Raw genomic sequence first — 24589 nt, forward strand, 5'->3', positions numbered from 1 at the left:
TGATTTTAAAACTTTATAGCGAAAGTTGTGCCAAAAAAATTAAATCGATATAAAACAATGTGTTAATAATTTATTTAAAGGTAATATTTTAAAACGACAATATTTTGACTTTTAATTGAGGGTCGTCTTGCAGGTAGGGATTAGTGGTTCTTATATGGTAATAAGAACCGAGCTTGGCAGTGCTATGGCGTCGTTAAAGTAGACGTTCTTGAGATCTTCCAATGGTTATTAGGTGGAGTGATGTATATATACCATTTGCCTTGTTTGGGTAATTTAAAAGGAGTTTGGTAGATACCGTTGGCTATTTTAACCAAATTGAGAGTCTGGTCATATTGCTCAAGCGTGGGATGTCGTAGCGCAACGATTAAGTGTGACGGTTGAACCTTAGGGGCATTTAAATGGACGGTAAGAGCGGTACTATTAACACTGACAACTGCTGAGACACCAAGTCTTAGAGCCTTTTCTTCAAGCTGTTTGCTGGCGTTTATGGCGAGCCCCTCTTTGTAATAATCACTTTGGACCAAGGAAGGAGGGTTCCCTTGAGCAATGAGAAAGGTAATTATGCTGGCAACAACGACGCTTAGCGGAAGTAGTATTAAAAACCAGGGCCAAAATTGTTTATACCAAGGGAGGCTGTCTTCACGAAGAGTATTCATCATTAAGGTTCTAATGGGCCAATAAATCGGCCTTCTGATTCAGTTGAAATGCTGGCATCATCTGTTGCTTGCACCGATAAAGTCAGGTTGATTGAGGTTGTATGAAGCGTATCTGGGTCGGCGGATAATTGTAACGGCATTTCTAATACTTGGCCGGCGTTAACATGGATAGGATCTTTGATAGAGGTTTTAATGCCTTCTATACCGGTGACCTTTAAGCTGTAGGTGTGGTCAACAGTATCCATATTTAAGATTTTAATCGTGTAAGTATTACTGATGGTTCCTTCATAATCTTCACGGTATAGTGCATTTCGATCTCTTAGGACATTTAGCTCAACAGCATCCCGTGTTTCAATAGAATAGATAACGCCAGATAAAATACCGATGAGCAGTAGAATGTAGATGACAATTCGTGGCCTTAGCAAGTTAGTTTTCTTGCCTTCCATATGGTTCTCGGTGGTGTATTTAATCAGCCCACGTGGGTAATTCATTTTATCCATAACGTCGTTGCACACATCAATGCAGGCGGCACAGCCAATGCATTCATATTGCAGTCCGTTACGAATATCAATTCCTGTTGGGCAGACTTGAACACATAAACTACAGTCTATACAGCTGCCTAACTGTTTTTCTTTGAAATCCTCGCCTCTTTTTCTCCGTCCTCTAGGTTCGCCTCTTAGGGCGTCATACGAGATCACTAAGGTGTTTTTGTCTAGCATGGCGCTTTGAAAGCGAGCATAGGGGCACATATACATACAGACCTGTTCTCTTAACCAGCCTGCATTGCCATAGGTTGCAAAACTATAAAATAGAAACCAGAAGGTTTCCCATGGACCTAGGTTAAACGAGGCAATGCCCTGTGCTAGATCCCTAATAGGTGTAAAGAAGCCGACAAATGTGAAGCCGGTATACAACGAAAAGATCAGCCAAATGGCATGTTTGGTCGCCTTTATACGAAATTTCGTAAAACTATTTGTTTGTTTGTCCAGCTTCATTTGCTGAGAGCGAGTTCCTTCAACTTTTCGTTCAATCCATAAAAAAACTTCGGTCCACACTGTTTGTGGGCAAGCGTACCCACACCATAATCGACCTGCTAGCGCAGTAAAGAGGAATAGTGCAAATGCAGCACAAATTAAAAGTAGGGCAAGATAAATAAAGTCTTGAGGCCAGAAAATCCAATGAAAAATGTAAAATTTACGCTCTGGTAGATCAAACAGTACAATCTGGTGACCATTAAAATTAACCCAGGGAAGGAGGTAATAAAGACCAAGAAGGGTGACTACACCGAGCACTCTTAGGTTAGCAAATAGGCCATGGACTTCACGAGGGTAAAGTTTTTTTCGTTTTTCAAAAAGCGATGACTCTATAGAGTCATTTTTATGAGACGTCATTTTTTTCTGTTTACGCTACGAGAAAATATGATTGAGAATAAGCCACTCCAAGCACAAGCTAGCCAGAAAAAAATAAAGCCTAAGGAGTAAGCGGCGAGATAGGAAATATGATCAAAACCAATCTGTGATGCGATAATGATGGGATCAATGGCACTAAAAACAATGCCGCTGAGGACGCAGGCCATCCAAAAAGATGGCCACAGTGTTCCAATAATGATCCGTTTAGTATCTAAATTCATGCTTAATTTAGTGGCTAGATAAGCTATAGACGTAAGCAGAGAGAATATGGATTTTGTCCTCGCCCAAAAACTCCAAATGAGCTGGCATTTGGCCTTTACGGCCTTTACTAATGGACTCAATTATTTTGTTACGTGAGGCACCATATAACCAAATTTTATCAGCAAGGTTGGGTGCGCCAAGCAAAGGATTGCCGGTTGCATCTGCTTGGTGGCAGGTGGCGCAATAACTTGCAAAAACTTTTTTACCACGTTGAGCATCGGTCGCTTTATGTTGTCTGCCAGTTAAGCTCATCAGGTAGTCTGCAAGATAACTAATTTGTATGGGTTTGAGGACTGACTCCCAAGCAGGCATAACGCCGGTGCGTCCGTGAGCTATTGTGTGTTGGATATCAGTGGGTTGACCGCCCCAGATCCACTCATTATCCGTGAGGTTGGGGAAGCCTCTAGAGCCGGCAGCGTCAGAACCATGACATTGTGCGCAATAATTAACAAATAAGCGTTGGCCGACTGCATTGGCATCTTTGTTTTCACTTAGCTCAATAATGGGTGTTTCAGCATATTGACTGAAAATAGGACCGTAGGTCTCATTGGCTGCTTGGACTTCATCAGAGTATTTTTTATCCGATGTCCAAGCTAATAAGCCGGGGTAATTACCATAACCGGGGTACATTAGTAGGTAGATTAACCCCCACACAATGGTGATGTAGAACAGGTATAACCACCAGCGAGGCATTGGATTGTTCAGTTCCATTAGGTCGCTATCCCAAACATGGCCTGTTGCTTCGCCTTGCTTGGCCTCGCCCTTATTGGGCTTGGCAACCCATCTAATGAGTAGATAGCAGCCAATAATATTTAATAGGATGACAACCGTTACAACGATAGACCAAAAATCACTCATTTCTTATCCTCTTGTAAAGTTGCGCTGATCTCTTCACCTTGAAAGGGGATATTAGCGGCTTCTTCAAACTCTTTTTTACGGTCTTTGCTCCATGCCCATATCCAAATGGCAATAAAAAGTACAAATAGCGCTAGTGTCAAAATAGAGCGTAGTGTATTAAGTTCAAACATACGTTATCTCCTTGTGCTGACGTGGGTCCCGAGAACCTGCAAATAGGCAATGATTGCGTCCATTTCAGTTTTTCCTTTTACAGAATCAGCTGCATTGGCAATGTCTTCGTCTGTATACGGCGTGTTAAGAATGCGAAGGGCGCGCATTTTCTTTGCAATGAGCTCACCATCGACCTTGTTATCCTTAAGCCAAGGGTAACCGGGCATATTGGATTCGGGCACTACTAAGCGTGGGTTTGTGAGGTGTAAACGATGCCAATCATCACTATAGCGACCGCCAACACGTTGTAAGTCTGGCCCGGTTCTTTTCGAACCCCACTGGAAAGGTCTATCGTACGTAAACTCACCGGCTAATGAGTAATGGCCATAACGTTCTGTTTCTGCACGGAATGGGCGAATCATTTGTGAATGACAGCCATAGCAGCCTTCACGTACATAAACGTCTCGGCCAGCTAACTGTAAAGAATTGTAGGGCAGTAACCCAGACACAGGTTCAGTCGTTTGCTTCATAAAGAATAAAGGGACAATTTCAATCAAGCCGCCAACTGAAATAACGAGGACGATTAAAACAACCATTAACCCAATATTAGTCTCAACTTTTTCGTGACTCATCTTGATGCTCTCCAGTTAAACATGTTGAGGTACAAGAATATTAGAAGCTTCAGAGCCCTTAATAGTTTTGTACACATTGTAAGCCATGATAAGCATGCCAATTAAGAACATGGTGCCACCCAGAAAGCGAATAAGGTAAAAAGGCTGCATACGCAATAAAGACTCTACAAAACTATAAGTGAGTGTCCCGTCATCATTGATTGCGCCCCACATCAACCCTTGCATAACACCAGCAATCCACATGGATGCTACGTAAAGAACAATGCCAATAGTAGCGACCCAAAAATGTGTTTCAACAAGTGCCATACTAGACATATCTTGTTTACCAAATAGCTTTGGGATTAAATAATACAAAGAACCTATAGTGATCATGGCGACCCAACCTAAAGCACCGGAATGAACGTGCCCGATCGTCCACTCTGTATAGTGAGATAGAGCATTGACAGATTTAATTGCCATCATCGGTCCTTCAAATGTAGACATGCCATAGAAAGACAGTGAAACAATTAAAAACTTTAAAATGGGGTCATGGCGAAGTTTCTGCCAAGCACCTGATAAAGTCATGATGCCGTTGATCATACCGCCCCATGATGGCGCTAATAAAACGATCGAAAAGGCCGCACCTACGGATTGAATCCAGTCAGGTAGGGCGGTGTAATGAAGGTGATGTGGTCCTGCCCACATATAAATAGAAATAAGTGCCCAAAAATGCACAATAGACAAACGGTATGAATAGATAGGCCGTTCGGCTTGCTTAGGAACAAAATAATACATCATGCCTAAAAAGCCAGCGGTTAGGAAAAAACCAACCGCATTATGCCCATACCACCATTGCACCATGGCATCCGTTGCACCAGCGTAGATCGGGTAAGACTCGGTAAGGCTTACAGGGATAGCTAAAGAACGGACGATATGCAAAACAGCGACAGTAAGAATAAAAGCGCCAAAGAACCAATTAGCTACATAAATATGTGGTGTTTTTCGCTTCACGATAGTGCCGAAGAAGACAATGCCATAGGCTACCCAAACAACCGCTAATAGAATATCAATCGGCCAAATTAATTCGGCATATTCACCGCTTTGTGTATAGCCTAATGGGAGCGTAATCGCAGCCAGTACGATAATCAGTGTCCAACCCCAAAAGACAAAGCTAGCCAAGGCGTTAGCAAATAAACGAACTTGACAGGTTCGTTGCACCACATATAAAGAGGTGGCCATTAAACCAGAGCCACCAAATGCAAAAATAACGGCATTTGTATGTAACGGCCGAAGTCGGCTGTAGGTTAACCAAGGCAGGTCAAAATTAAGAGCAGGCCAAACTAATTGTGCAGCAATGATGACGCCGACAAGCATACCAACAATACCCCAAACAACGGTCATGATCGAAAATTGTCGAACCACAGTATCGTTGTAGATAAGTGTACCCATGCGAGAACCTCTGTCATTTAAGAGGCTAAAGTATAGGTGCTGTATTGCAGCAAAGAAAGGTCAGCTGGGGCAAACCTGATCTGAATCAGTTTTTCGTTAAATCAAGTTATTTTGTGGGCTTAGCTCGGGCTAAATGCTTTGTTTTTTGTGATAAATTAGATAGCCGTCAGTATGTTTTTCAGGCCTTCCAGGTTATTGATTTTAATCCGGCGTCTATTTTCAAGCGTGATGAGGTTGTCACGTTCAAGTTTGCGTATGCCCCTGCTAACGGTTTCAGGTGAGAGGTTGAGTAAGCTGCCGATTTCACTACGCGATAAGAAAAGATTGAATTCGGTATAGAAGTAGCCCCGTAGTCGATAGCGATCCGATAAGTCTAATAGCAATGAAACAATACGTTTTTCAGCACTAACTTTACTAGTAGCGTTTGTATTGTTGCTTTGATTTATTGATTTGCTAGCATGCTTGAGTAATTGTTTAAAAATACTTGGGATGTTTTCTTGTAAACTCTCAAGGTCTATTTCACAAATATTGCTGGTTTCAAGTGCATGAATCGAACATTGGTATCTGTCAGTAGCGACACCATCAAAACCAATAATTTCGCCGGGAAGATAAACACCCATTACATCATCAGATTCATCACTTTTGCTGATAATTTTGACAGAACCAGATTTGAGTGCATATAACGACTTAAAAGGAGAGTTTTGGTGATAAAGAATATCACCCGCTTGCAACAGTTTTGTATGGCTGACCGAGTCATCTAGCCGATCAATATCTTGTGGAGCTAAGCCATGAGGTATACATAAATCACCTAGGCTGCAGTTACTACAAGATACAGTTAAATCACGAAATAAATTTTTAGCTGATACGCTCATTCAATCTAAACTATTGAAAATGAATATATTACCTTATTTGAACATGAATTCCACTGTCTAACTGATGACAATTGACACTAAATTAGAAAAAGAAGTTGTTTGCTTTCACTGTGGCCTTGAAGTGCCAAGCACAACGAAGTGGGGTATTAATTTTGATGGGCAGTGGAGAGCCATGTGTTGTCCAGGCTGTGAAGCCGTGGCGCAAGCGATTATAAATAATGGTTTGGCAGATTATTACCAAAAACGTACCGCTTATGCAGTTTCAATGGATTCGTTAAGTGAAGAGCTTGAGTTTAATACGGCTGCATCGTTAGAAACCGATTGCTCTAACGAAGAAGTCATAGAGACCTCACTTATCATCGAGGGGATTACTTGCTCTGCCTGTATATGGTTATTGGAGCGGCAAGTTCAAAAACTACGCGGCGTGGTGTCGTTTAAGATTAATTATGCGACTCGGCGTGGGTTACTTAAAACCATCGGTCACGAGGTTAATATTGCCGATGTACTAACGGCGATAAGAGCCATTGGGTATCAGGCAGTTACCTTTGATGCGAATAAGCAGTTCCTTAACTTGCAAAAAGAACGCAAAGACTTTCTCAGTAGAATTGGTGTGGCTGTATTTTGTGGTATGCAGGTGATGATGATCACATTAGGTATCTATGTAGCGGACCCAAGTGAAATTGACCCTAATATGTTGCAGTTTTTAAAATGGATTAGCGCCTTATTAACACTGCCGGTCTTATTGTTTTCAGCGAAGCCATTTTTATATGCGGCTTGTCGAGATATTAAAAATAAAATGCCGGGTATGGATGTGCCTGTTGCATTGGGTATAAGCCTGGGTTTTTTTGCCAGCCTTTTTAATACCTACCAAGGTAAAGGTGATACGTATTACGAGTCAGTTTGTATGTTTGTATTATTTCTTATGTTAGCGCGATATGTAGAGTTTCTCACCCGTTGGTACGCGATGAGTTCGAGTGAGCGTATTACACAGGCGGTGCCAATGATGGCTAAACGGATAGCTGAAAACAACGTTACCCATAAAGTTGCAGCAAATTCGTTAGCATTGGGCGATTACATACAAATTAACCCAGGAGAAGTGGTGCCGGCAGATGCAGTTGTTGTGGACGGTGAATCGCAGGTAGATGAGTCAATTTTAACCGGTGAAAGTGAACCGATTCGTAAACGCCTCAATGACAGTGTATTAGGCGGTAGCCATAATTTAGATAACACCTTAATAGCAAAGGTGAGCTGCGTTGGAAAAGACAGTACCTTATCAACCATTGCACGTTTAATCGAACAAGCCCATGCACAGAAGCCTGCTTGGGTCGAAACAGCAGACCGTTTTGCTAGTGTATTTGTTTTAATGGTTATTTTGGTCACCTTGGGTAGCGCTATATTTGGTTATTGGCAAGGTCATGTGGATTGGTTTTCAACGGCCTTGTCGGTCCTAGTGGTGACCTGCCCGTGTGCGTTATCCCTTGCGACGCCAACTGCTTATACAGCTGCGATGAGTGCGTTATTTGACCACGGCATTATTATTACAAAAGGGACTGCGTTAGAAAAATTAGCCAGTATTAATCGGGTCGTTTTTGATAAAACGGGCACGCTCACCGAAGGCAGTATGAATGTATCTGATTGCACTGTGTTTGATGGGCGTGATAAGCAAAGCATAATGGATATAGCCATTAGTTTAGAGCGCTTTTCAGATCACCCTATCGCGCGTGCTTTTAAACATGAAAAAACGGTAAACCCTCAACCAGCCAGCGCAATAGAGCAAACCAATGGCGCCGGTTTAAAAGGCTCGATAGAGGGTAAAACCTATTATATTGGATCTCAGCAATATATTAAGCAGTCATCTGGGTTAATGTTTGAGACTCATAATTCAAATGTAACACAGGTGTATTTGGCTGATGATGTGCAATGCCTCGCTGTTTTTGAAATACATGATGATATAAGGCAGGGGGCTTCTTCAGCTGTTAATTGGTTAAAAAGCGATGGAAAAAAAGTGAGCTTATTAAGTGGTGATAAACTCAGTCCCGTTGCATGGTTAGCGAAAAAAGTAGCTATTGAGGATTTTAAATCGGATGCCACACCGAGTGATAAACTAAAAGAAATCGACCGCATGCAAAGGGGCGGCGAGCAAGTGGCTATGGTGGGTGATGGTGTTAATGATGCGCCCATTTTGGCTAAGGCGGATGTTTCTATTTCTGTTTCTGGTGCAAGTCAATTGGCACGTGCATCATCGGATATCTTGTTAATGAATAATGATATGCAAAACCTTCAACACGTCTTTAAGCTATCAAAAAAGACCAAGGCAATTATTAAGCAAAATATGGCTTGGGCACTGGTATATAACATTGGTGCTTTACCATTAGCAATGGCAGGGCATGTAGAGCCTTGGCAAGCAGCACTCGGCATGTCGATTAGTTCCTTGGTGGTTGTTTTAAACTCTTTTCTCTTGCGCTTTGTGCTCCCAGCAGCCAGTAAGAGCAAAAAAATATCGAGGTTACACGTTGGATAGCTTGTATTTTTTAATTCCCGTATCGGTTGTTTTGCTGGTGCTAATAGCCGCTATTTTTTTATGGGCGGTGCGGTCTGGGCAGTTTGATGATTTAGAGGGGCCGGGCCACAGTATTTTGTATGAAGAAGAGAATGAAGAATTAGGTGCTGATGACAACAAGGCTGACAATAAAACAGACAAATAACGTTACTGCATAGACATACCCATGGGGTTAATTAATTTAAACACCGCAAAAATAATAATTAAGCCACCAACACTGCGTCGAATAAGTAGTGAGCGTGTAAATTGGGTTAGTTTTTCTGACGCTATTCCCATGGTCATTAACATCGGTAAGGTGCCTAGGCCAAAACTTAACATAATTAAGGCGCCATTTAGAGGGTGCGCGCTGGCAAGACTCCATGCCAGTGCAGAATAGACCAGTCCACATGGCAGCCAGCCCCAGATAATACCGAGGAGAAACGCATCACGTTTATGTTGGATGGGTAATAGTTGACGACTAAGTGGCGACAGGCGTTTCCATAAGCGTTGGCCAAAACGCTCTAAGTAACTGAGAAAATTTAGCCAGCCTAAGAGGTAAAAACCGAAGGCAAGCATAAAAATAGACGTTAAGTACTTTGAAAACAACATCAACGCGGCTGTATCCATTGGCGAAAGAGCAACGTGGCTGATGCTACCAGCTAAAAAACCAATAAAACTATAACTAAGAATACGCCCAGCATTATAGGACAGTGTTTTTGTAACAGTTTGATAACTAGATGAATTCGTTTGTTGGCTTAATATGCCGACTATTCCTCCACACATTGGAACACAATGGGTAGACCCCAATAGACCAAAGGTAAATGCAATAAAGTAAGTGCTTTGTGTCAACAAGGGGTAGCAATAACGGCTTTAGCAGATAAGCGCAGCGTCTAAAGCATCCCTAGTTGAAGTTTTGCAGCTTCAGACATCATGTTTTGATTCCAAGGCGGGTCTAAAACAACCTCTACTTCAACAGTCTCAACCCCTTCCATATGCTTAATACCCGATTCAATATCAGCTTGAATAACCGGGCCCATGCCACAACCCGGTGCGGTTAGGGTCATTGTAACGTGTACATGATTCAAGCCGTCAGTTAGGGCGCGAACGGTGCAATCATAAATTAGCCCAAGGTCAACGACATTGACCGGTATTTCAGGGTCGTAGACGGTTTTCATAAAAGCCCAACAAGCTTCACGCACTGATTCAGGGTCTGTGCCGGTTTCATAAGCATGAACAACTTCAACTTCCTTACCTAAAACATCAGCATCAATGGCTGAAATTCGAGCAATAATACCTGTTTCGCTTGATACGGTATAAGAGCCGCCCAGTGACTGCATGATGGTAACGACATCACCTTTTTTGAGCCGAACATGGATCCCCGCAGGGATAACGATGGCATTAACGTCTCTGTTTAGTTCGATGGATTCTTGTTCTGACATAAAAAAAATAAAATGAAAAGTGAGATTGCGTAAATGATACCTGTGTTGTTTACGAAAAGCGAAGCCTGTAGGATATTTGAGGGAAAAAAAGAACAGACAATAACAAAGGCCTGGGAGCTAATACGTGCAAAAAAATAAATTTAACTTGCAAGATAAAGTCACCTCGTTGCTCTGGCCAGATGAAACAGGGCTGTCACCATTCCATCTACTGTTATTGAAAATATTACGTGTGGTATACGTGTCTGTCACAGATTTAATGGAAGGGCAGCTAAGCCTAAGGGCGATGAGTTTGGTTTATACCACGCTGTTATCCATTGTGCCCTTATTGGCGTTGAGCTTTTCGGTGTTAAAAGCAATGGGTGTGCATAATGAAATTGAGCCTTTCCTATTTCAATTTTTAGCACCGCTTGGTGAGCAAGGCACCCAAATTGGTGAAAATATAATTGGGTTTATCGATAATATAAAAGTCGGGGTGCTCGGCTCGGTTGGCTTAGGTTTGTTAATTTACACCGTTTTGTCGCTAGTCCAAAAAATAGAAAATGCATTCAATATGATTTGGCATGTTGAAACGACCCGTAGCATTGGAGAGCGATTTAGTAGTTACTTGAGTGTTATTTTAATTGGCCCAGTTATGATGGTTTCTGCGATAGGGGTAACCGCTACCATCATGAGTTCCTCTATTGTGACTTATTTTGCGACCATCGAGCCTTTTGGTAGTTTGATTGTGCTAGCAACCAAATTGCTGCCTTATCTCATGGTGATGGGCGCCTTTACATTTATCTATATGTTTGTGCCCAATACGCGTGTGCGCCTATCAGCGGCTTTAATCGGGGCAATCGTAGCAGGGTTTTTATGGGAATCATCAGGCCTTTTATTTGCAACATTTGTTGTTAATTCAACGAAGTACACAGCTATTTACTCCAGTTTTGCTGTAGTGATTATGCTGTTGATTTGGCTCTATATCAGTTGGTTAATTTTACTGTTTGGCTCTAACCTTGCCTTTTATGTGCAAAACCCATCGTCTCTCAGGGTCGATAGGGGCGGTTTTGAAATAAGTAATCGGGTTAAGGAACGCATTGCTCTATTGTTAATGCAATTGGTTGGTGAAAAACATTATGCAGGGGAGAAGCCGCCTACAATGGCTGATTTAACCGGTGATATCTCTGCACCACATACAGTCGTTCGTTATGTTCTTAAAAAACTGATAGCGCAACATCTAGTGATAGGGACGAATGAGACACCGGTTGCTTATTTACCGGCCAAATCATTGGATGTTTTACTATTAAGCGATGTTATACAAGCGGTTCGATGTGCAGAAGAAGACCACTTCTTGGCGGCTAATGTACTAACATTAAAAAGCCAATCATTAGAGCTCGTTAATGGAATTGATAAGGCCATTAGTGCCTCTTTAGGCAATAAAACAGTGCGTGACTTGGTTGTTGATAGTAAGCAGCAGTGACTTTTTAAAGACGTTACCCGCAAGATGCTTTAAAATTCGGCGCTTAATTTAGAATTAGGTGTTCCGTCGATGAATGATAAGAAGATTGAGTCAAGCCCGAGTAATTTTATACGTACTATTATCGATGCCGATATAGCGTCGGGCAAGCATCAGCAAGTCATCACACGTTTTCCGCCCGAACCAAATGGCTATTTGCATATTGGGCACGCAAAATCTATTTGTCTTAATTTTGGTATTTCACAAGACTACAACAATTCTGTTTGTCATTTACGGTTTGATGATACAAACCCCGGTAAAGAAAAGTCAGAGTATATTGATGCTATTAAAGAAGATGTGCAATGGCTCGGTTTCGATTGGGGAGAGAACCTTCATCATACCTCTGACTACTTTGATCAACTGTATGCCTATGCAGTTCAGCTGATAAAAAAAGGCAAGGCATATGTAGATAGCTTGTCTGCAGAAGACATTCGGCTTTACCGAGGTAATTTGACGGAACCCGGTAAAAATAGCCCATTTAGGGAGCGGTCCATTGATGAGAACATCGATTTATTAGAGCGCATGAAAAATGGGGAGTTTGCTGAAGGTGAGCATTTATTACGTGCAAAAATTGATATGGCAGCACCGAATATCAATATGCGTGACCCAGCCATTTACCGCATTAAAAATATGTCACACCCTATGACGGGTAATAAGTGGCATATCTACCCAATGTACGATTTTGCTCATTGTGTATCAGATGCCATTGAAGGCATTACACACTCGCTTTGTACGCTTGAATTTGAAGATCACCGTCCTTTGTATGATTGGTTTTTAGATGAATTGCAAACGCCGGTACACCCACAACAGATTGAGTTTTCTCGTTTAAACCTCGATTACACGGTTATGAGCAAACGTAAACTGCACGAATTAGTAGAGGGCGGTTATGTTAATGGCTGGGATGACCCACGGTTACCAACGCTAAGCGGAATGCGTCGACGCGGTTATACGGCCAATGCTATACGTGATTTTTGTTCACGAATTGGGGTTACCAAAAAAGATAATATTGTTGAAATGAGCGTGTTAGAAAACTCATTACGAGAAGATTTAGATGATAACTCGCCCAGAGCATTGGCGGTTTTAGACCCTATTAAGTTAGTTATTGATAACTATCCAGAAGATCAAGAAGAAATATTACGTGGCGTCAATCATCCCAAAAAGCCGGAACAGGGGCAGCGTGATATTCCCTTCTCCAAGGTGTTATATATTGAACGAAGCGACTACATGGAAGGTGCTCCAAAGAAATTTTTCCGCTTAACCGAAGGCCGTGAAGTGAGGCTGCGCTTTGCTTACTATGTCACGTGCACCCATGTTGTGAAAGATGCAAACGGTGAGGTAACAGAAGTTCACTGTACCTACGACCCTGAAACGCGCGGTGGAAAGTCGGAAGATGGTCGTAAGGTAAAAGGCACCATTCATTGGGTATCAGCAAAACACTCAGTTAACGCAGAAGTCAGGCAATACGATCGTTTGTTTAGCATTCCTGCGCCAGCCTCAGAAAGTGATCAGGACTATAAAACGTTTATTAATAACGAGTCAGTACAGGTACTAAAAAATTGCCAGCTAGAAGCATCGTTATCCACTGCGGGATCATCAGCTTATCAATTTGAACGTCAAGGGTATTTTTGCCAAGACAGTGTGGACTCAACACCAGAAAACCTTGTGTTTAATCGAATTGTAACGCTGAGAGATTCTTGGGCTAAAAAGAAGTAAATGGGTTGTTACTAAACAAGGAAACAGTGTTAATCACCAAGTCATCTGGTGAATAAATGCTTGGCTGAAAAAACAGTGTATTTAAAAAGCCCAACCGCCGATGGTGGTTGGGCTTTTTAAGGCGACAACATTTTTTAGAATGTACGGCCTATACCAATACCCCAAACGATAGGGTCTATATCAATATCTACTTTGATATTGGCGCCATTTTTAATATGCGCATCCGCTTCGATATCAATGTACTTAACATCAAAGTTAACAAACCAGGTGTCATTCAGGTCAATATCAACACCTGCTTGTGCAGCAAGTCCCCATGAATCATCTATCTCAAGGTCTGCTCCGGGTGCATCTAAAGCCCCTTTTACAGTCGAGTCAAAGAAGTGAGTATAGTTAATACCGGCGCCTACATAAGGGCGGATATTTGATGTTGGTGCAAAATGATATTGCAAGGTTAGAGTAGGTGGTAATACTTTAGTATCGCCAATTTGGTTTAAGCCACCTAAAGAACCACCAGCATCAACTTTATGCTCGGTGTACGCTAAAATCAGCTCTAAACCCCAATGAGGATCGAGCATATAGGTAAAGTCTAGCTCTGGCATAATGTCTGAATCAACAAACGCGCCACTGCCAGCTACCGATGCGCCATTTATACTGACACTGCTACTGTCGTCTTGAGGGTCAACACTAATAATTCGACCTCGAACAATAAGGTCACCCGTTTCATAAGATAACGAAGGTGTTGCTACAACAGTTAAACCTAAGGCCGCACATAAAACAGTCGTGTTTTTGATAAGCTTCATTCATCCATCTCCATAGTTAAGAATTGTTAAAAGCCAAAGCGGCTAATGACAAATACCTTAGTAAAGAGGCTGTGTTTTCTTCTATGATCTATATCAGAGATCGGCGAAATGCATCTCTACAGAGGGGTGAACGCTAATTAAAATGAGATGAGTCAATTTTTTTAAAAAAATGACGGCAAAAACTTAGTGCTTAAAGCTCTAATAGTTAAGGTTTATGGCCCTGATTTTTTACAGGTGGTTATCATTCCTAAGGTTGCGTTGTTAAGGCATTGGCTGAAAAACCACCTGTAAAAATTTAACAGGCTATTGGGTTGTTTTTATAAGAAAACGTTAAGGTTTTTGCTTAATAACGAGGTGAAGTCAGGTGTTATTTTGCGTTTAGCAACCTTAAAAGAACCATCGGCTTCGCGTAAGACATCATCCCGTTTGGCAAGTAACCAATACTCTTCACGCTCTAATCTGCTTCTGTAAACTAATGTATTAGATCTCACCTTGATTTCACCTGCGGCGTCGCCTAGCTCCACTTCAACATTAGAAACAATATGTCGATAGCGTGTGCGTGGGTCTTCTGCCCAAGCGGCGCCACTATGAAGCCTTGCCACACGTAATTGTAAACTGGGCAAGGTTTCATTGTAATGGTTCATATTGCTGGTTGAATCGGGTTTTTCATCCTTGCGAAACACGCTTTCTCTTGCGGGCATCCAGTACTGTAAGTCTTCCGCTAGCATCGAAAACCAAGTTTCATAGTCTTCATCGTCTAATGCGCGTGCTTCTTGATTATAAAATTGGTTTACTTTATACCAAAGTAACATTTGATCAGTATCAGTCATTTTAGTTTGTGTGTTTGTTGTTGTAGTCATCTGAATTACCCCTTAACGGAACTTAGGAATATCGTCCCAAGAATCGGCGCTTAAATAGTCCATCCAGCGTTGATAAAACGCTAATTGATTAACATCGCTGTACATTGGCTTACTGATGTTGCCAGGTAATTCGGGGTCATCTCGGCGACTGGTTCCTGATCTTAATCCATAGTGCAGGCTTTGTTTTCGGGTTACAACGCCTTCATTGGCTTGAGTAGCATTTTCCCAGTTTTCACCATCGTCCATTTCAAAAATACCACTGGGTGAAAAGGTCATTACACAGGCGTTTTGAACAATTTCCCTGATATGGTCAGGCATGCTTTTGTTAACCATCGTCCAAGCACGTAATTCAAATTGTCTTGGGCCCTTTGGTAACCAAGTTCTCATGGTGTTAATGCCGGGTAAAAATGAAAAATTGGGGAAAACCGTTGCCGATATAACCGAGCCATATAATTTACGAGCACGAAGCTCACCAAGGCGTTTAGCCATGTTTTTACGCTCATTCTCAAAGTATTCGACCAACGTTGGGTCACCACTGGATATAAGTGCTAAAGTGCCCACACCATCGGTGCCGCCTTCCCAGCCATGGCCATTTGCGTTGGCATGAAAAGATTCAGGGTCGACTGGCATGTACTCAGGTACTTCGCCACCTTTACTAACCGCTCTTGTACCGGAGGCATGTGTCCAACCAACATGAAGTGAGTCGCCAACAAAGTTTTCGGCACCGAACTTCCAGTTAGCGTTGTACATATTTTTGATGCAACCACCAATAAATTCGGTTCCTTCTTCGGTTTGGTCAAGAATAACATCTAAATACCAGCGAAAATCGCCCAAAAAGTCTTCTAGTCTGGGTGCTTCATCATCAAAACAAGCAAATACCAATCCTTTGTAGGTTTCAACACGTGCATTTTGTAAACCGTGTTCAGCTTTATTAATATACCCTTCGTAATGCGTTTCTTCATGCATCCCCAATAGGGCGCCATCGGTGCCAAAAGCCCATCCATGATAATTACAAGTAAACTGCCTAGCTTGCCCGCGGTCTGCAAAGCAAATACGGTTGCCACGATGAGTGCATGAATTGGTAAACACATGGATATTGCCATCTTTGTGGCGAGAAACAATCACGTTATCTTGTCCCATATAGGTAGTAACAAAATCACCTGTGTTTTTTACCTGACTTTCATGAGCGACAAATAACCATGATTTAGCAAATAGTTTTTCGAGCTCCAGCTGGTAAATCCAATCTTCCCAAAAAATACGTCGGTCGATGCGACCATTTTGTAGATCAACCATCGACTTAAGTTCTTCAATCCGGCTCATTTGTCTTATTCTCCAGTGTGTTGTATTTAAATTTAAACCAAACTATCATTAGTTTTAACTTTATAAGAATATCTTAATATTGGATGTTCAACAACAAATCAGCAAACACAATTTAAAATAAGGAGAACACAATGAGCAGTATCTGGACAGATCTTATGGGCGTGGAGTACAGCCAGAAATATTACGATGTTAAGGGTATTAAAACCCGTGTTATAGAGGCAGGTAGTGGTCCCGTTTTAATTTTTTTACATGGAACCGGCGGGCATGCTGAGGCCTACGTTAGAAATATTGAAGAACACGCGAAACACTTTCATGTTTATGCCTACGACATGATTGGTCACGGCTATACAGATAGACCCGACTGTGAATACGATATGGATGATTTTGTTGAACATTTGGTTAACTTTATAGACACAATAGGGGCGGATAAAGTGTATTTGTCTGGCGAATCGTTAGGGGCAATGGTGGCATCGTGGACAGCTATAAAACACCCTGAAAGAGTTATTAAACTAGTACAAAATACGGGTATCCTAATGGCACCGAACGGTGAAGGGAAAGCTGAGTTAGCCGATGCGCTGGAACGTTCAAAAAAAGCAGCGGGTCAATTAACTAAAGAGATCGTGCGAGCTAGAATGAGCTGGTTGATGGCTGAGCCTGAAAAAACATTAACTGACGAGATTATAGATGTTCGTTATCAAATCTATGATCAGCCCGGTATGTTGCCGGTGATGGGGAAAATTGCCAATAGTATTTTAGGGGGTGTTATTAATGATCAATGGTGCGATAAATGGGTTAACCCTGAATCCATGCGCAACATTCAATGCCCTGCATTGGTTTTATGGACACGACACAACCCAGGTCAGCCTGTTGAGTTAGCGCAAGAAGGCATGAAGAAAATTCCTAATGCACGGATGATTATTTTGGAACAAAGCGCGCATTGGCCGCAATGGGAAGAACCAGAAGAGTTCAATAAACTGCATTTAGAATTCTTGCTCGAATAATCCAACTTTATCGCTCTGTGTTAAGAGAGGTGGCGTTAAGGTAATAATCGCAAAAAATTGCGATAAATCATTTCGTTTGTTTCTTTGTGTGTTATTTTTTAGTTAAGCGAGTCGCCTTTCTATAGGCGACTTTTTGAAAACTAAACCGGAGAATGAAATGAAAAACCAACAAAGCAGTGATTTTATTGATGTACTCGGTGCAGTTTACGAAAGGCTATTTGAACAGGTTGTCGAGGGCTTTCATAAAGCGGAAAAAGCCTCTGCACCGGTGCTTCATCAACTAATAGATGATGCAAAAGAAGAAGCCGTTAAGCTCGAAAAGGTTACTAGGGATGAAGGCGAAAAGTTAGCTCAATGGTTAAAGCAAGATATTCATGAAGCGGCTCATTACCTTACAGAAACAGGGCAAGAGTTAGAAGACTGGCTTGGTTTTGAAAGCAATATCTTGCAAAGTGTAGCCTTAGAAAAGCTACTTAAAACGGCAGATAAGGCAACGGTACAAATGTTGGCGCTAAAAATGGAATTGGCCCGGCGCATGACTCCACACACGGGTGAAGTAACAGGGGCGGGTACGCTGGTGTGTGATAAATGCGGCGAGAAACTACATTTCCATAAAGCCGGTAAAATTCCTCCTTGTCCAAAATGCCACGCCACTGAGTTTCACCGTGGGCATTAAATAATTCCTGTCTGGCTTAACGAGGCTTATTGCTCATAACCAGCAAGGTAAGATAGCACCATTTTCATACCTTAATGGGGCGGTTGATTAGTGGTAAGCCTTAACAAGGCCGGTGGTCACTAACTGGGTATTTGTTATGCCTTAAAACCCCAAATAATTTTAAGAGAGAAAGTTTCAGCTAATGGCGCAAGCAAATAATTCCGATCAACCAAACAGCGCCAAACCAAAACGCGTTATCTCATTAAAAGATTTATGGCCTTTTTTAAGGCCTTATCGCTTACAGCTGGCTATTGCTTTTGTCTTATTAAGCTTGGCGTCTGCCACTTTACTGTTAGTACCTTTAGCCTTTCGTGATTTAATTGATGTAGGCTTTGGCAATAACGATGCTACAACCCCCGCTATTAATATTAATACCAAGTTTGGTGTACTGTTTGGCTTGGCTGCTTTTTGGGCGCTGATGGTAGCTTTGCGCTTTTATGTGGTTTCATGGATAGGTGAGCGAGTAACGGTAGACTTACGTAGCGGGGTGTATGCCCGTGTACTAAGGCAATCACCACAGTTTTTTGAAACGCTACAAACCGGCGAAGTACTGTCTCGTTTAACTGGCGATACAACGCTTATTCAAACGGTTGTCGGTAGTTCGGCATCCATGGGCCTACGCAGCTTGTTTCAGTTTACGGGCGGTATGATCATGCTAGCGGTCACCAGCTTTTACTTGTTTTCGATCAATATTGGGTTAATGATCTGCCTGATTTTCCCCATTATCTTAATTGGTCGCTCAGTCAAAAAGCTGTCACGTGAGTCGCAAGATCGTATTGCCGACAGCTCCGCCATGGCGGGTGAAATTTTAAACGCCATGCCCACGGTGCAATCGAATACACAAGAAACGCGAGAAATTGATCGTTTTACCCAGAGCGCACAGTTGAGCTTTTTAGCCGCAATGCGCAGAACAAAGGTAAGAGCCTTATTGACGGCGGTGATTATTACAGCCGTGATGGGTACGATAATTTTTGTATTATGGCTAGGTGCGCGCCAAGTCAGTGAGGGCATAATGACCGGTGGCGAACTCGCCTCATTCGTCTTATATGCCGCCATGGTAGCTGGTAGCGTTAGCACCATAGCGCAGGTCTGGGGTGATATTATGCGCGCAGCAGGCGCTACCGAGCGATTACTTGAATTGCTGCATGCAGAAACAGCCATTACCGATACGCCAACCCCAGTACCATTAGCCAGTGTATCTCAGGCCGATATTCAATTTACCGACGTCACATTTTACTATCCATCACGGCCAGCTAACCCCGCTTTAAATAACGTAAGCTTGCATATTAACGCAGGGGAAACCCTTGCCTTAGTAGGGCCATCCGGAGCCGGTAAAACCACAATATTTCAATTATTGTTAAGGTTTTACGAAACGCAAAGTGGCAGCATTGCCATCAATGGCCAAGCAATAAATGAGATTAGCTTAGATGACTTACGGCGCTTAATAGCCATTGTCCCGCAAGATCCGGTCATCTTTTCTGCCAATGTATTAGAAAACATTCGTTACGGGCAGCCCAATGCCTCCGATGAAGCGGTGATCGCCGCAGCCAATGCCGCCCAAGTTGCGCCATTTATTCCGCAGCTACCCGATGGTTACAACACCTTCCTAGGTGAGCGCGGTACACGTTTATCGGGTGGGCAACGGCAGCGCATTGCCATCGCTCGCGCGATACTAAAAAATGCACCTATTTTATTATTAGACGAAGCCACCAGCGCATTGGATGCAGAATCTGAAATACTCGTACAAGAAGGGCTTAATGCCGCCATGCAAAACAGAACCACCCTGATTATTGCCCACCGCTTAGCCACGGTACAAAAGGCCGATAAAATTGTCGTTATGGAAAATGGCGAAGTAGTAGAAACAGGCGATGCGACCGAATTACGCAAAAAAGGTGGTTTGTACGCAAGGCTTGCTGAATTGCAGTTTGACAGTTAATTGTAAGGGGTAATTTACCAATTAAGTTGGTTGACTTCTTTGATTGTCAGCAGATGAAAGAAGTGATAAAAAATAGGCAATCATGGGTAGAATGTAAATTGAGTAAAACGTTGATATTTTTTTTGAAAATAGTTAAGGATAAATCAACAAGAACTAAAAATTTATTTAAAAAACTGCCTTTTTTAGTTACTTCAAATTTTACTAGTTAGGCTGTTATATTAACGTCAATGGAAGATGTTTTTAAATTTATGGATAAACTCAATAATACCCAGCAAGTGTTGCCTCAAAAAATTAATCTGAGGCAGGTCTTAATTTGCAATTTAGGTTTCGCAAATAATTAGCATGGAACAGCTCACCGATTTAAAAGCAATACTGCACTCCAAACGGGCGAATATTTATTATTTAGACATGTGCCGTGTCATGCAAAAGGACGGTAGGGTTTTGTACTTAACAGAGGAACAAAACGAAAAGCAGTACTGGAATATTCCTATCGCCAATACCACCTGTATACTTTTGGGTACAGGCACGTCAATTACTCAGGCCGCTGTTAGAATGCTAGCCTCAGCGGGTGTATTAATTGGTTTTAGTGGCAGTGGCGGCACGCCCTTGCTAATGGGTACTGAGATCGAATGGATGACCCCACAAAGTGAATACCGCCCAACCGAATATATACAGGGTTGGATGCAATTTTGGTTTAAGCAGGAAAAACGCCTAGCAGTCGCTAAACAGTTCCAATTGCAACGCGTCGGTTACATGCAAAAAGTTTGGGCAAAAGATAGAGACTTAAAAAATGAAGGCTTTAATTTAGACGACACCGATGTTAACAAAGCCCTAACAGACTTCGCTGCAAAAATAGAGCATTGCCAAGACGTGTCTAAACTGCTTTTAGTCGAAGCGCAGCTGACCAAATCGTTATACAAAATTGCAGCCACTAGAACCAAACAAAAAGACTTCGTGCGCCAACATAACAGTATAGACGATGCCAACGCCTTCCTAAATCACGGTAATTATTTAGCTTATGGCTTGGCCGCAACCACACTTTGGGTGCTGGGTATTCCCCACGGTTTTGCAGTAATGCACGGCAAAACCCGACGCGGCGCGCTGGTGTTTGATGTGGCTGATTTGATCAAAGACACCTTAGTGCTTCCGTGGGCCTTTATCTGTGCCAAAGAAGGGGCAACCGAGCAAGAATTTCGCCAGCAGTGTTTACAAGCATTTACCCAACATAAAGCACTAGACTTTATGTTCGAACAAGTTAAAGCCGTTGCGTTAGAACACCATCAAAACAAAGAACCAGCTGATGGTGACAATCAATGATGGTCACCTTTGTTTCACAATGCCAGAAAAAAGCCCTGAATCGAACACGAAGAGTATTAGATGCCTTTGCTAATAGAATTGGGGATAACACATGGCAAACAGTTATAACCGAAGAGGGCTTACAGGCAGTTAAAAAATTATTGCGAAAAACAGCCAGTAAGAATACAGCGGTGAGTTGTTTTTGGATTCGGAGTAGGTCAAGGTCAGAGTTGGTTTGGGTTGTTGGGAATAGAAAAAAATTCAGTAGTGAGGGCGTTGTTCCTGTGAATTACACCCAACAAGATATTTTGAAACATTCCAATGAAGATGACTGGTCATTCTTGCCGATGGTTGAGGCTATTACAGTGTTTTCAGCGCTCTTGCATGATTTTGGAAAAACAACAGTATTGTTTCAAAATAAACTAAAAAGTAAAAACAAAACACAAAGTGACCCACTTCGCCATGAATGGGTTTCACTATTATTCCTAATTGCTATTGTTGATAATCAAAGTGATGAAGAATGGTTAAATTATTTAATTAGTGATGAGATACATAAAAAAATATCTAAGCTTAGAGTTAAGGATGTTTTTAATCCTTTAGATAATTTACCTCCGCTAGCCAGTATGGTCGCTTGGTTGATTCTGACTCATCATAAATTACCCATCTATGAAAAAAAGTATGCTGGAAAAAGTATCAATTTATCGACTTTGTTTAGTTTGATTTCTCCTGCTTGGGGTTATGGAAATATTAAGGAGGAAATAAGTTTTAATGAATGGTTTAAATACGTAGAGTTACCTAGTAAATCAATAAAGTGGCAAGAACAAATAAATAGTTATGCTATTAGGTTAAAAAACTTTTTGCCACAGATTCATTCTCTGTTTGATTCAACATTATTTCGCCCAGCAATGATTTATTCGCGAATGAGTTTAATGCTTGCTGACCATTATTATTCATCAAAGGGTAAAGATGTTAATTGGCATAGTAGTGTCAAGTTATTTGCAAATACTGATCATCAACATAACCTTAAACAGCAACTTGATGAGCACTTGGTTGGCGTTGCTAATCAAACAAAAGTAAATATCAAAAAATTACCACAATTTGAAGGTGTTTTTAATCAGGATATTCGGGTAACAAGGAATAAAGCGATCAGTAAAAAAAGTCCTAAGGGTTACAAATGGCAAGATGATGCTGTCATCAGGATTAAAAACTGGAAACGTGAGTGTAAAGACTTAGATAAATACCAATTTGGTTTTTTTGCGGTCAATATGGCTTCAACAGGTAAAGGAAAAACCCTTGCGAACGCAAAAATCATGCAATCCCTTTCAGCCAATGAAGAAAGTTTACGATATATTTTAGCGTTAGGATTAAGAACACTAACGTTACAAACAGGCGATGAATACAAAGATAAAATTGGCTTAAAAGACGAGGAGCTGGCCGTTCTGATTGGTTCTAAAGCTATTGTTGACCTGCATGAACAGAAAAATAACACGGGTTCTGAATCAAGCACCAGCTTATTGGACAACGAATTGATCTTTAGTGAAGACTTTCCAGAGCAAGGTTTGGATACGGTATTAAAAAACACTAAAGACAGGCAGTTTTTATATGCTCCTGTGCTTGCTTGTACCATTGACCATGTTATTCAGGCAACTGAAGTAATCCGAGGTGGTCGATATATTCTGCCAACCATGCGTCTTATGTCATCGGATTTAGTGATTGATGAAATTGATGATTTTGACAACACCGATTTAATAGCTATAGGACGATTGATTCACCTAGCAGGGATGTTAGGTAGAAAAGTAATGATTTCATCGGCAACAATCTCACCGGATTTAGCAGAAGGATACTTTAATGTTTATCAATCTGGCTGGAATATTTTTGCCAAAATGCGAGGAAAAAAACGGGCTGTTGGCTGTGCATGGGTTGATGAGTTTAACACCAAAGTTTTTACCATTAAAAATAAAGAAGAGTATAAAAAACAGCATAGCAAGTATGTTGATACACGGTTAGACAACCTTGCTAAACAAGTCGTAAAGCGTAAAGCGAATATAGCACCGTGCAGTACCAACATCGGTGAATATTTTGCAGCTATTAAGCAAGCAGTTTTAGAGAAGCATCAGCACCACCATTTTTTAGATGCTAAAACAGATAAAAAAATTAGTATTGGTGTGGTTCGCATGGCGAATATTAACCCATGTGTTGGTTTAACAAAGTATTTGTTAGAGAACCATGCAGCGAAAAATGTTGAGCTTAAAATAATGGCTTATCATTCAAGGCAAGTCTTGTTAATGCGCCATGAACAAGAAAAATATTTGGACAAAATATTAAAGCGAAACAAGGGTGATGAGCATATTTTAGAAGATAAGGTGATCAGAAACCATATTGATAACTCAGAAGTAAACAACATCATATTTGTTCTAGTTGCTACCCCTGTAGAAGAAGTCGGTAGAGATCACGACTTCGATTGGGCGGTCATTGAGCCTTCCTCATACCGATCATTCATTCAGTTAGCAGGAAGAGTGCTTAGGCATAGGGATAGAGAAGTTAATGAACCAAATATTGCTATTATGAAGTACAACTATCGAGCCTTAAAAACAGAAGGTAAAAAAATCGCTTTCAGATGGCCCGGTTACCAAAACCAAATGAAAGACTTAAATACCTATGACCTTGATAAGTTGGTAAACATAACAGAATTGGCTGAAAAGCTAGATGCAACCAACAGAATCAAACAAACTAAATCATCAGACCTTGCAAATTTAGAGCATAAAGTTATCCATCAGCTATTGACTAACTATGATTACAAAGGCCCTGAATCAATGCAGGGTTGGTTAGAGAGTGATTGGTGGTTAACGGCTTTACCTCAACAATACATACGTTTTAGAGGAGATAAGAGCAAAGATATGACCGTGTTTTTAACAGCTGATGGTACCTTTTTAGAAAAGGGAGATAAGTGCAATACTGTTGAAGTAGGAAAAAATAATATTAAATCCAGTTTGCTGAATAAGCATGAATTGAAAAATTTATGGTTAGTGCGAAATTATGTTTCCTCATTAACTGAACAAGCTAAGAAATTAGAGCTAGACTTGGAAGAAACAGCATTAATTTATGGAGAAATAAATTTGCCCACCTATGGAGAAGCGTTAGAAAATCAACAATTTATTTACAATCACCAATTGGGTTTAACCAATGGCAATCATACGATTTGAAAGGTT

At 41.4% G+C, this 24589-nt stretch carries 22 protein-coding genes; 9 read left to right on the forward strand and 13 right to left on the reverse strand.

The window, feature by feature from the left end; genetic code table 11:
- Positions 1–182: 182 nt before the first annotated feature.
- The 8 genes from CYCPU_RS0103765 to CYCPU_RS0103800 all read right to left on the reverse strand — a co-directional run bounded on the left by CYCPU_RS0103765 (position 183) and on the right by CYCPU_RS0103800 (position 6266).
- Positions 183–659 carry a FixH family protein gene (locus CYCPU_RS0103765; protein ID WP_020161970.1) on the reverse strand — a complete coding sequence of 159 codons (477 nt, stop codon included), beginning with the start codon at positions 657–659 and terminating at the stop codon, positions 183–185.
- A complete protein-coding gene (gene ccoG / locus CYCPU_RS0103770) occupies positions 659–2047 on the reverse strand; it encodes a cytochrome c oxidase accessory protein CcoG (protein ID WP_020161971.1) in 1389 nt (462 codons plus the stop codon). The genes CYCPU_RS0103765 and ccoG overlap by 1 nt, the downstream gene beginning before the upstream one ends.
- Positions 2044–2286 (reverse strand): hypothetical protein, encoded by a 243-nt coding sequence (locus CYCPU_RS0103775; RefSeq protein WP_015005559.1) that lies wholly within the window; start codon positions 2284–2286, stop codon positions 2044–2046. The genes ccoG and CYCPU_RS0103775 overlap by 4 nt, the downstream gene beginning before the upstream one ends.
- Before the next feature lie 7 nt (positions 2287–2293).
- Positions 2294–3184 carry a cytochrome-c oxidase, cbb3-type subunit III gene (gene ccoP / locus CYCPU_RS0103780; RefSeq protein WP_020161972.1) on the reverse strand — a complete coding sequence of 297 codons (891 nt, stop codon included), beginning with the start codon at positions 3182–3184 and terminating at the stop codon, positions 2294–2296.
- Positions 3181–3354 carry a cbb3-type cytochrome oxidase subunit 3 gene (locus CYCPU_RS0103785; RefSeq protein ID WP_015005561.1) on the reverse strand — a complete coding sequence of 58 codons (174 nt, stop codon included), beginning with the start codon at positions 3352–3354 and terminating at the stop codon, positions 3181–3183. Before CYCPU_RS0103785 ends, ccoP begins: the two co-directional genes overlap by 4 nt.
- Positions 3355–3357: 3 nt before the next feature.
- Positions 3358–3966, reverse strand: a complete 609-nt coding sequence (gene ccoO / locus CYCPU_RS0103790) for a cytochrome-c oxidase, cbb3-type subunit II (protein ID WP_016389633.1) — start codon at positions 3964–3966, stop codon at positions 3358–3360.
- A gap of 15 nt (positions 3967–3981) precedes the next feature.
- Entirely contained in the window at positions 3982–5394 is a 1413-nt protein-coding gene (ccoN, locus tag CYCPU_RS0103795; RefSeq protein WP_020161973.1) for a cytochrome-c oxidase, cbb3-type subunit I, read from the reverse strand.
- A gap of 155 nt (positions 5395–5549) precedes the next feature.
- Positions 5550–6266: a helix-turn-helix domain-containing protein gene (locus tag CYCPU_RS0103800; protein ID WP_015005564.1), complete on the reverse strand. Its 717-nt coding sequence runs from the start codon at positions 6264–6266 to the stop codon at positions 5550–5552.
- A gap of 64 nt (positions 6267–6330) precedes the next feature.
- Here CYCPU_RS0103800 and CYCPU_RS0103805 point away from each other — a divergent pair, with 64 nt between their 5' ends.
- Positions 6331–8787, forward strand: a complete 2457-nt coding sequence (locus tag CYCPU_RS0103805) for a heavy metal translocating P-type ATPase (RefSeq protein WP_020161974.1) — start codon at positions 6331–6333, stop codon at positions 8785–8787.
- Entirely contained in the window at positions 8780–8971 is a 192-nt protein-coding gene (ccoS, locus tag CYCPU_RS0103810; RefSeq protein ID WP_015005566.1) for a cbb3-type cytochrome oxidase assembly protein CcoS, read from the forward strand. Before CYCPU_RS0103805 ends, ccoS begins: the two co-directional genes overlap by 8 nt.
- Before the next feature lie 2 nt (positions 8972–8973).
- Here the strand turns inward: ccoS and CYCPU_RS0103815 are convergent, their stop codons facing one another.
- Together CYCPU_RS0103815 and sufT are read right to left on the reverse strand one after the other, a co-directional pair.
- A complete protein-coding gene (locus tag CYCPU_RS0103815; RefSeq protein ID WP_020932804.1) occupies positions 8974–9657 on the reverse strand; it encodes a sulfite exporter TauE/SafE family protein in 684 nt (227 codons plus the stop codon).
- 38 nt (positions 9658–9695) lie between these two features.
- Entirely contained in the window at positions 9696–10244 is a 549-nt protein-coding gene (gene sufT / locus CYCPU_RS0103820) for a putative Fe-S cluster assembly protein SufT (RefSeq protein ID WP_015005568.1), read from the reverse strand.
- Positions 10245–10368: 124 nt separating this feature from the next.
- On the opposite strand from sufT, the gene CYCPU_RS0103825 reads away from it, so the two are divergent.
- The gene (locus CYCPU_RS0103825) at positions 10369–11703 is read left to right on the forward strand and encodes a YihY/virulence factor BrkB family protein (protein ID WP_020161975.1); all 1335 of its coding nucleotides are present in this window, start codon (positions 10369–10371) and stop codon (positions 11701–11703) included.
- Positions 11704–11772: 69 nt separating this feature from the next.
- Positions 11773–13452: a glutamine--tRNA ligase/YqeY domain fusion protein gene (locus CYCPU_RS0103830; RefSeq protein ID WP_015005570.1), complete on the forward strand. Its 1680-nt coding sequence runs from the start codon at positions 11773–11775 to the stop codon at positions 13450–13452.
- A 134-nt stretch (positions 13453–13586) separates the two neighbouring features.
- Here CYCPU_RS0103830 and CYCPU_RS0103835 read toward each other — a convergent pair whose 3' ends face one another.
- From CYCPU_RS0103835 to CYCPU_RS0103845, 3 genes are all read right to left on the reverse strand, one after another.
- The gene (locus tag CYCPU_RS0103835) at positions 13587–14252 is read right to left on the reverse strand and encodes an OmpW/AlkL family protein (RefSeq protein ID WP_020161976.1); all 666 of its coding nucleotides are present in this window, start codon (positions 14250–14252) and stop codon (positions 13587–13589) included.
- Between the two features lie 317 nt (positions 14253–14569).
- Positions 14570–15112 carry a 3-phenylpropionate/cinnamic acid dioxygenase subunit beta gene (locus tag CYCPU_RS0103840; RefSeq protein WP_020161977.1) on the reverse strand — a complete coding sequence of 181 codons (543 nt, stop codon included), beginning with the start codon at positions 15110–15112 and terminating at the stop codon, positions 14570–14572.
- 12 nt (positions 15113–15124) lie between these two features.
- A complete protein-coding gene (locus tag CYCPU_RS0103845; protein ID WP_015005573.1) occupies positions 15125–16432 on the reverse strand; it encodes an aromatic ring-hydroxylating dioxygenase subunit alpha in 1308 nt (435 codons plus the stop codon).
- Between the two features lie 131 nt (positions 16433–16563).
- On the opposite strand from CYCPU_RS0103845, the gene CYCPU_RS0103850 reads away from it, so the two are divergent.
- The 5 genes from CYCPU_RS0103850 (at position 16564) to cas3f (ending at position 24583) form a co-directional block, all read left to right on the forward strand.
- Entirely contained in the window at positions 16564–17433 is an 870-nt protein-coding gene (locus CYCPU_RS0103850) for an alpha/beta fold hydrolase (RefSeq protein WP_020161978.1), read from the forward strand.
- Between the two features lie 157 nt (positions 17434–17590).
- Positions 17591–18109 (forward strand): zinc ribbon-containing protein, encoded by a 519-nt coding sequence (locus tag CYCPU_RS0103855; protein WP_016389623.1) that lies wholly within the window; start codon positions 17591–17593, stop codon positions 18107–18109.
- Between the two features lie 181 nt (positions 18110–18290).
- Positions 18291–20084 (forward strand): ABC transporter transmembrane domain-containing protein, encoded by a 1794-nt coding sequence (locus CYCPU_RS0103860; protein WP_020161979.1) that lies wholly within the window; start codon positions 18291–18293, stop codon positions 20082–20084.
- A 342-nt stretch (positions 20085–20426) separates the two neighbouring features.
- The gene (gene cas1f, locus CYCPU_RS0103870) at positions 20427–21401 is read left to right on the forward strand and encodes a type I-F CRISPR-associated endonuclease Cas1f (protein ID WP_020161981.1); all 975 of its coding nucleotides are present in this window, start codon (positions 20427–20429) and stop codon (positions 21399–21401) included.
- A complete protein-coding gene (gene cas3f, locus CYCPU_RS0103875; RefSeq protein WP_020161982.1) occupies positions 21398–24583 on the forward strand; it encodes a type I-F CRISPR-associated helicase Cas3f in 3186 nt (1061 codons plus the stop codon). The genes cas1f and cas3f overlap by 4 nt, the downstream gene beginning before the upstream one ends.
- Positions 24584–24589 lie beyond the last annotated feature (6 nt).

The sequence above is a fragment of the Cycloclasticus pugetii PS-1 genome (assembly GCF_000384415.1).
GTDB lineage: Bacteria > Pseudomonadota > Gammaproteobacteria > Methylococcales > Cycloclasticaceae > Cycloclasticus > Cycloclasticus pugetii.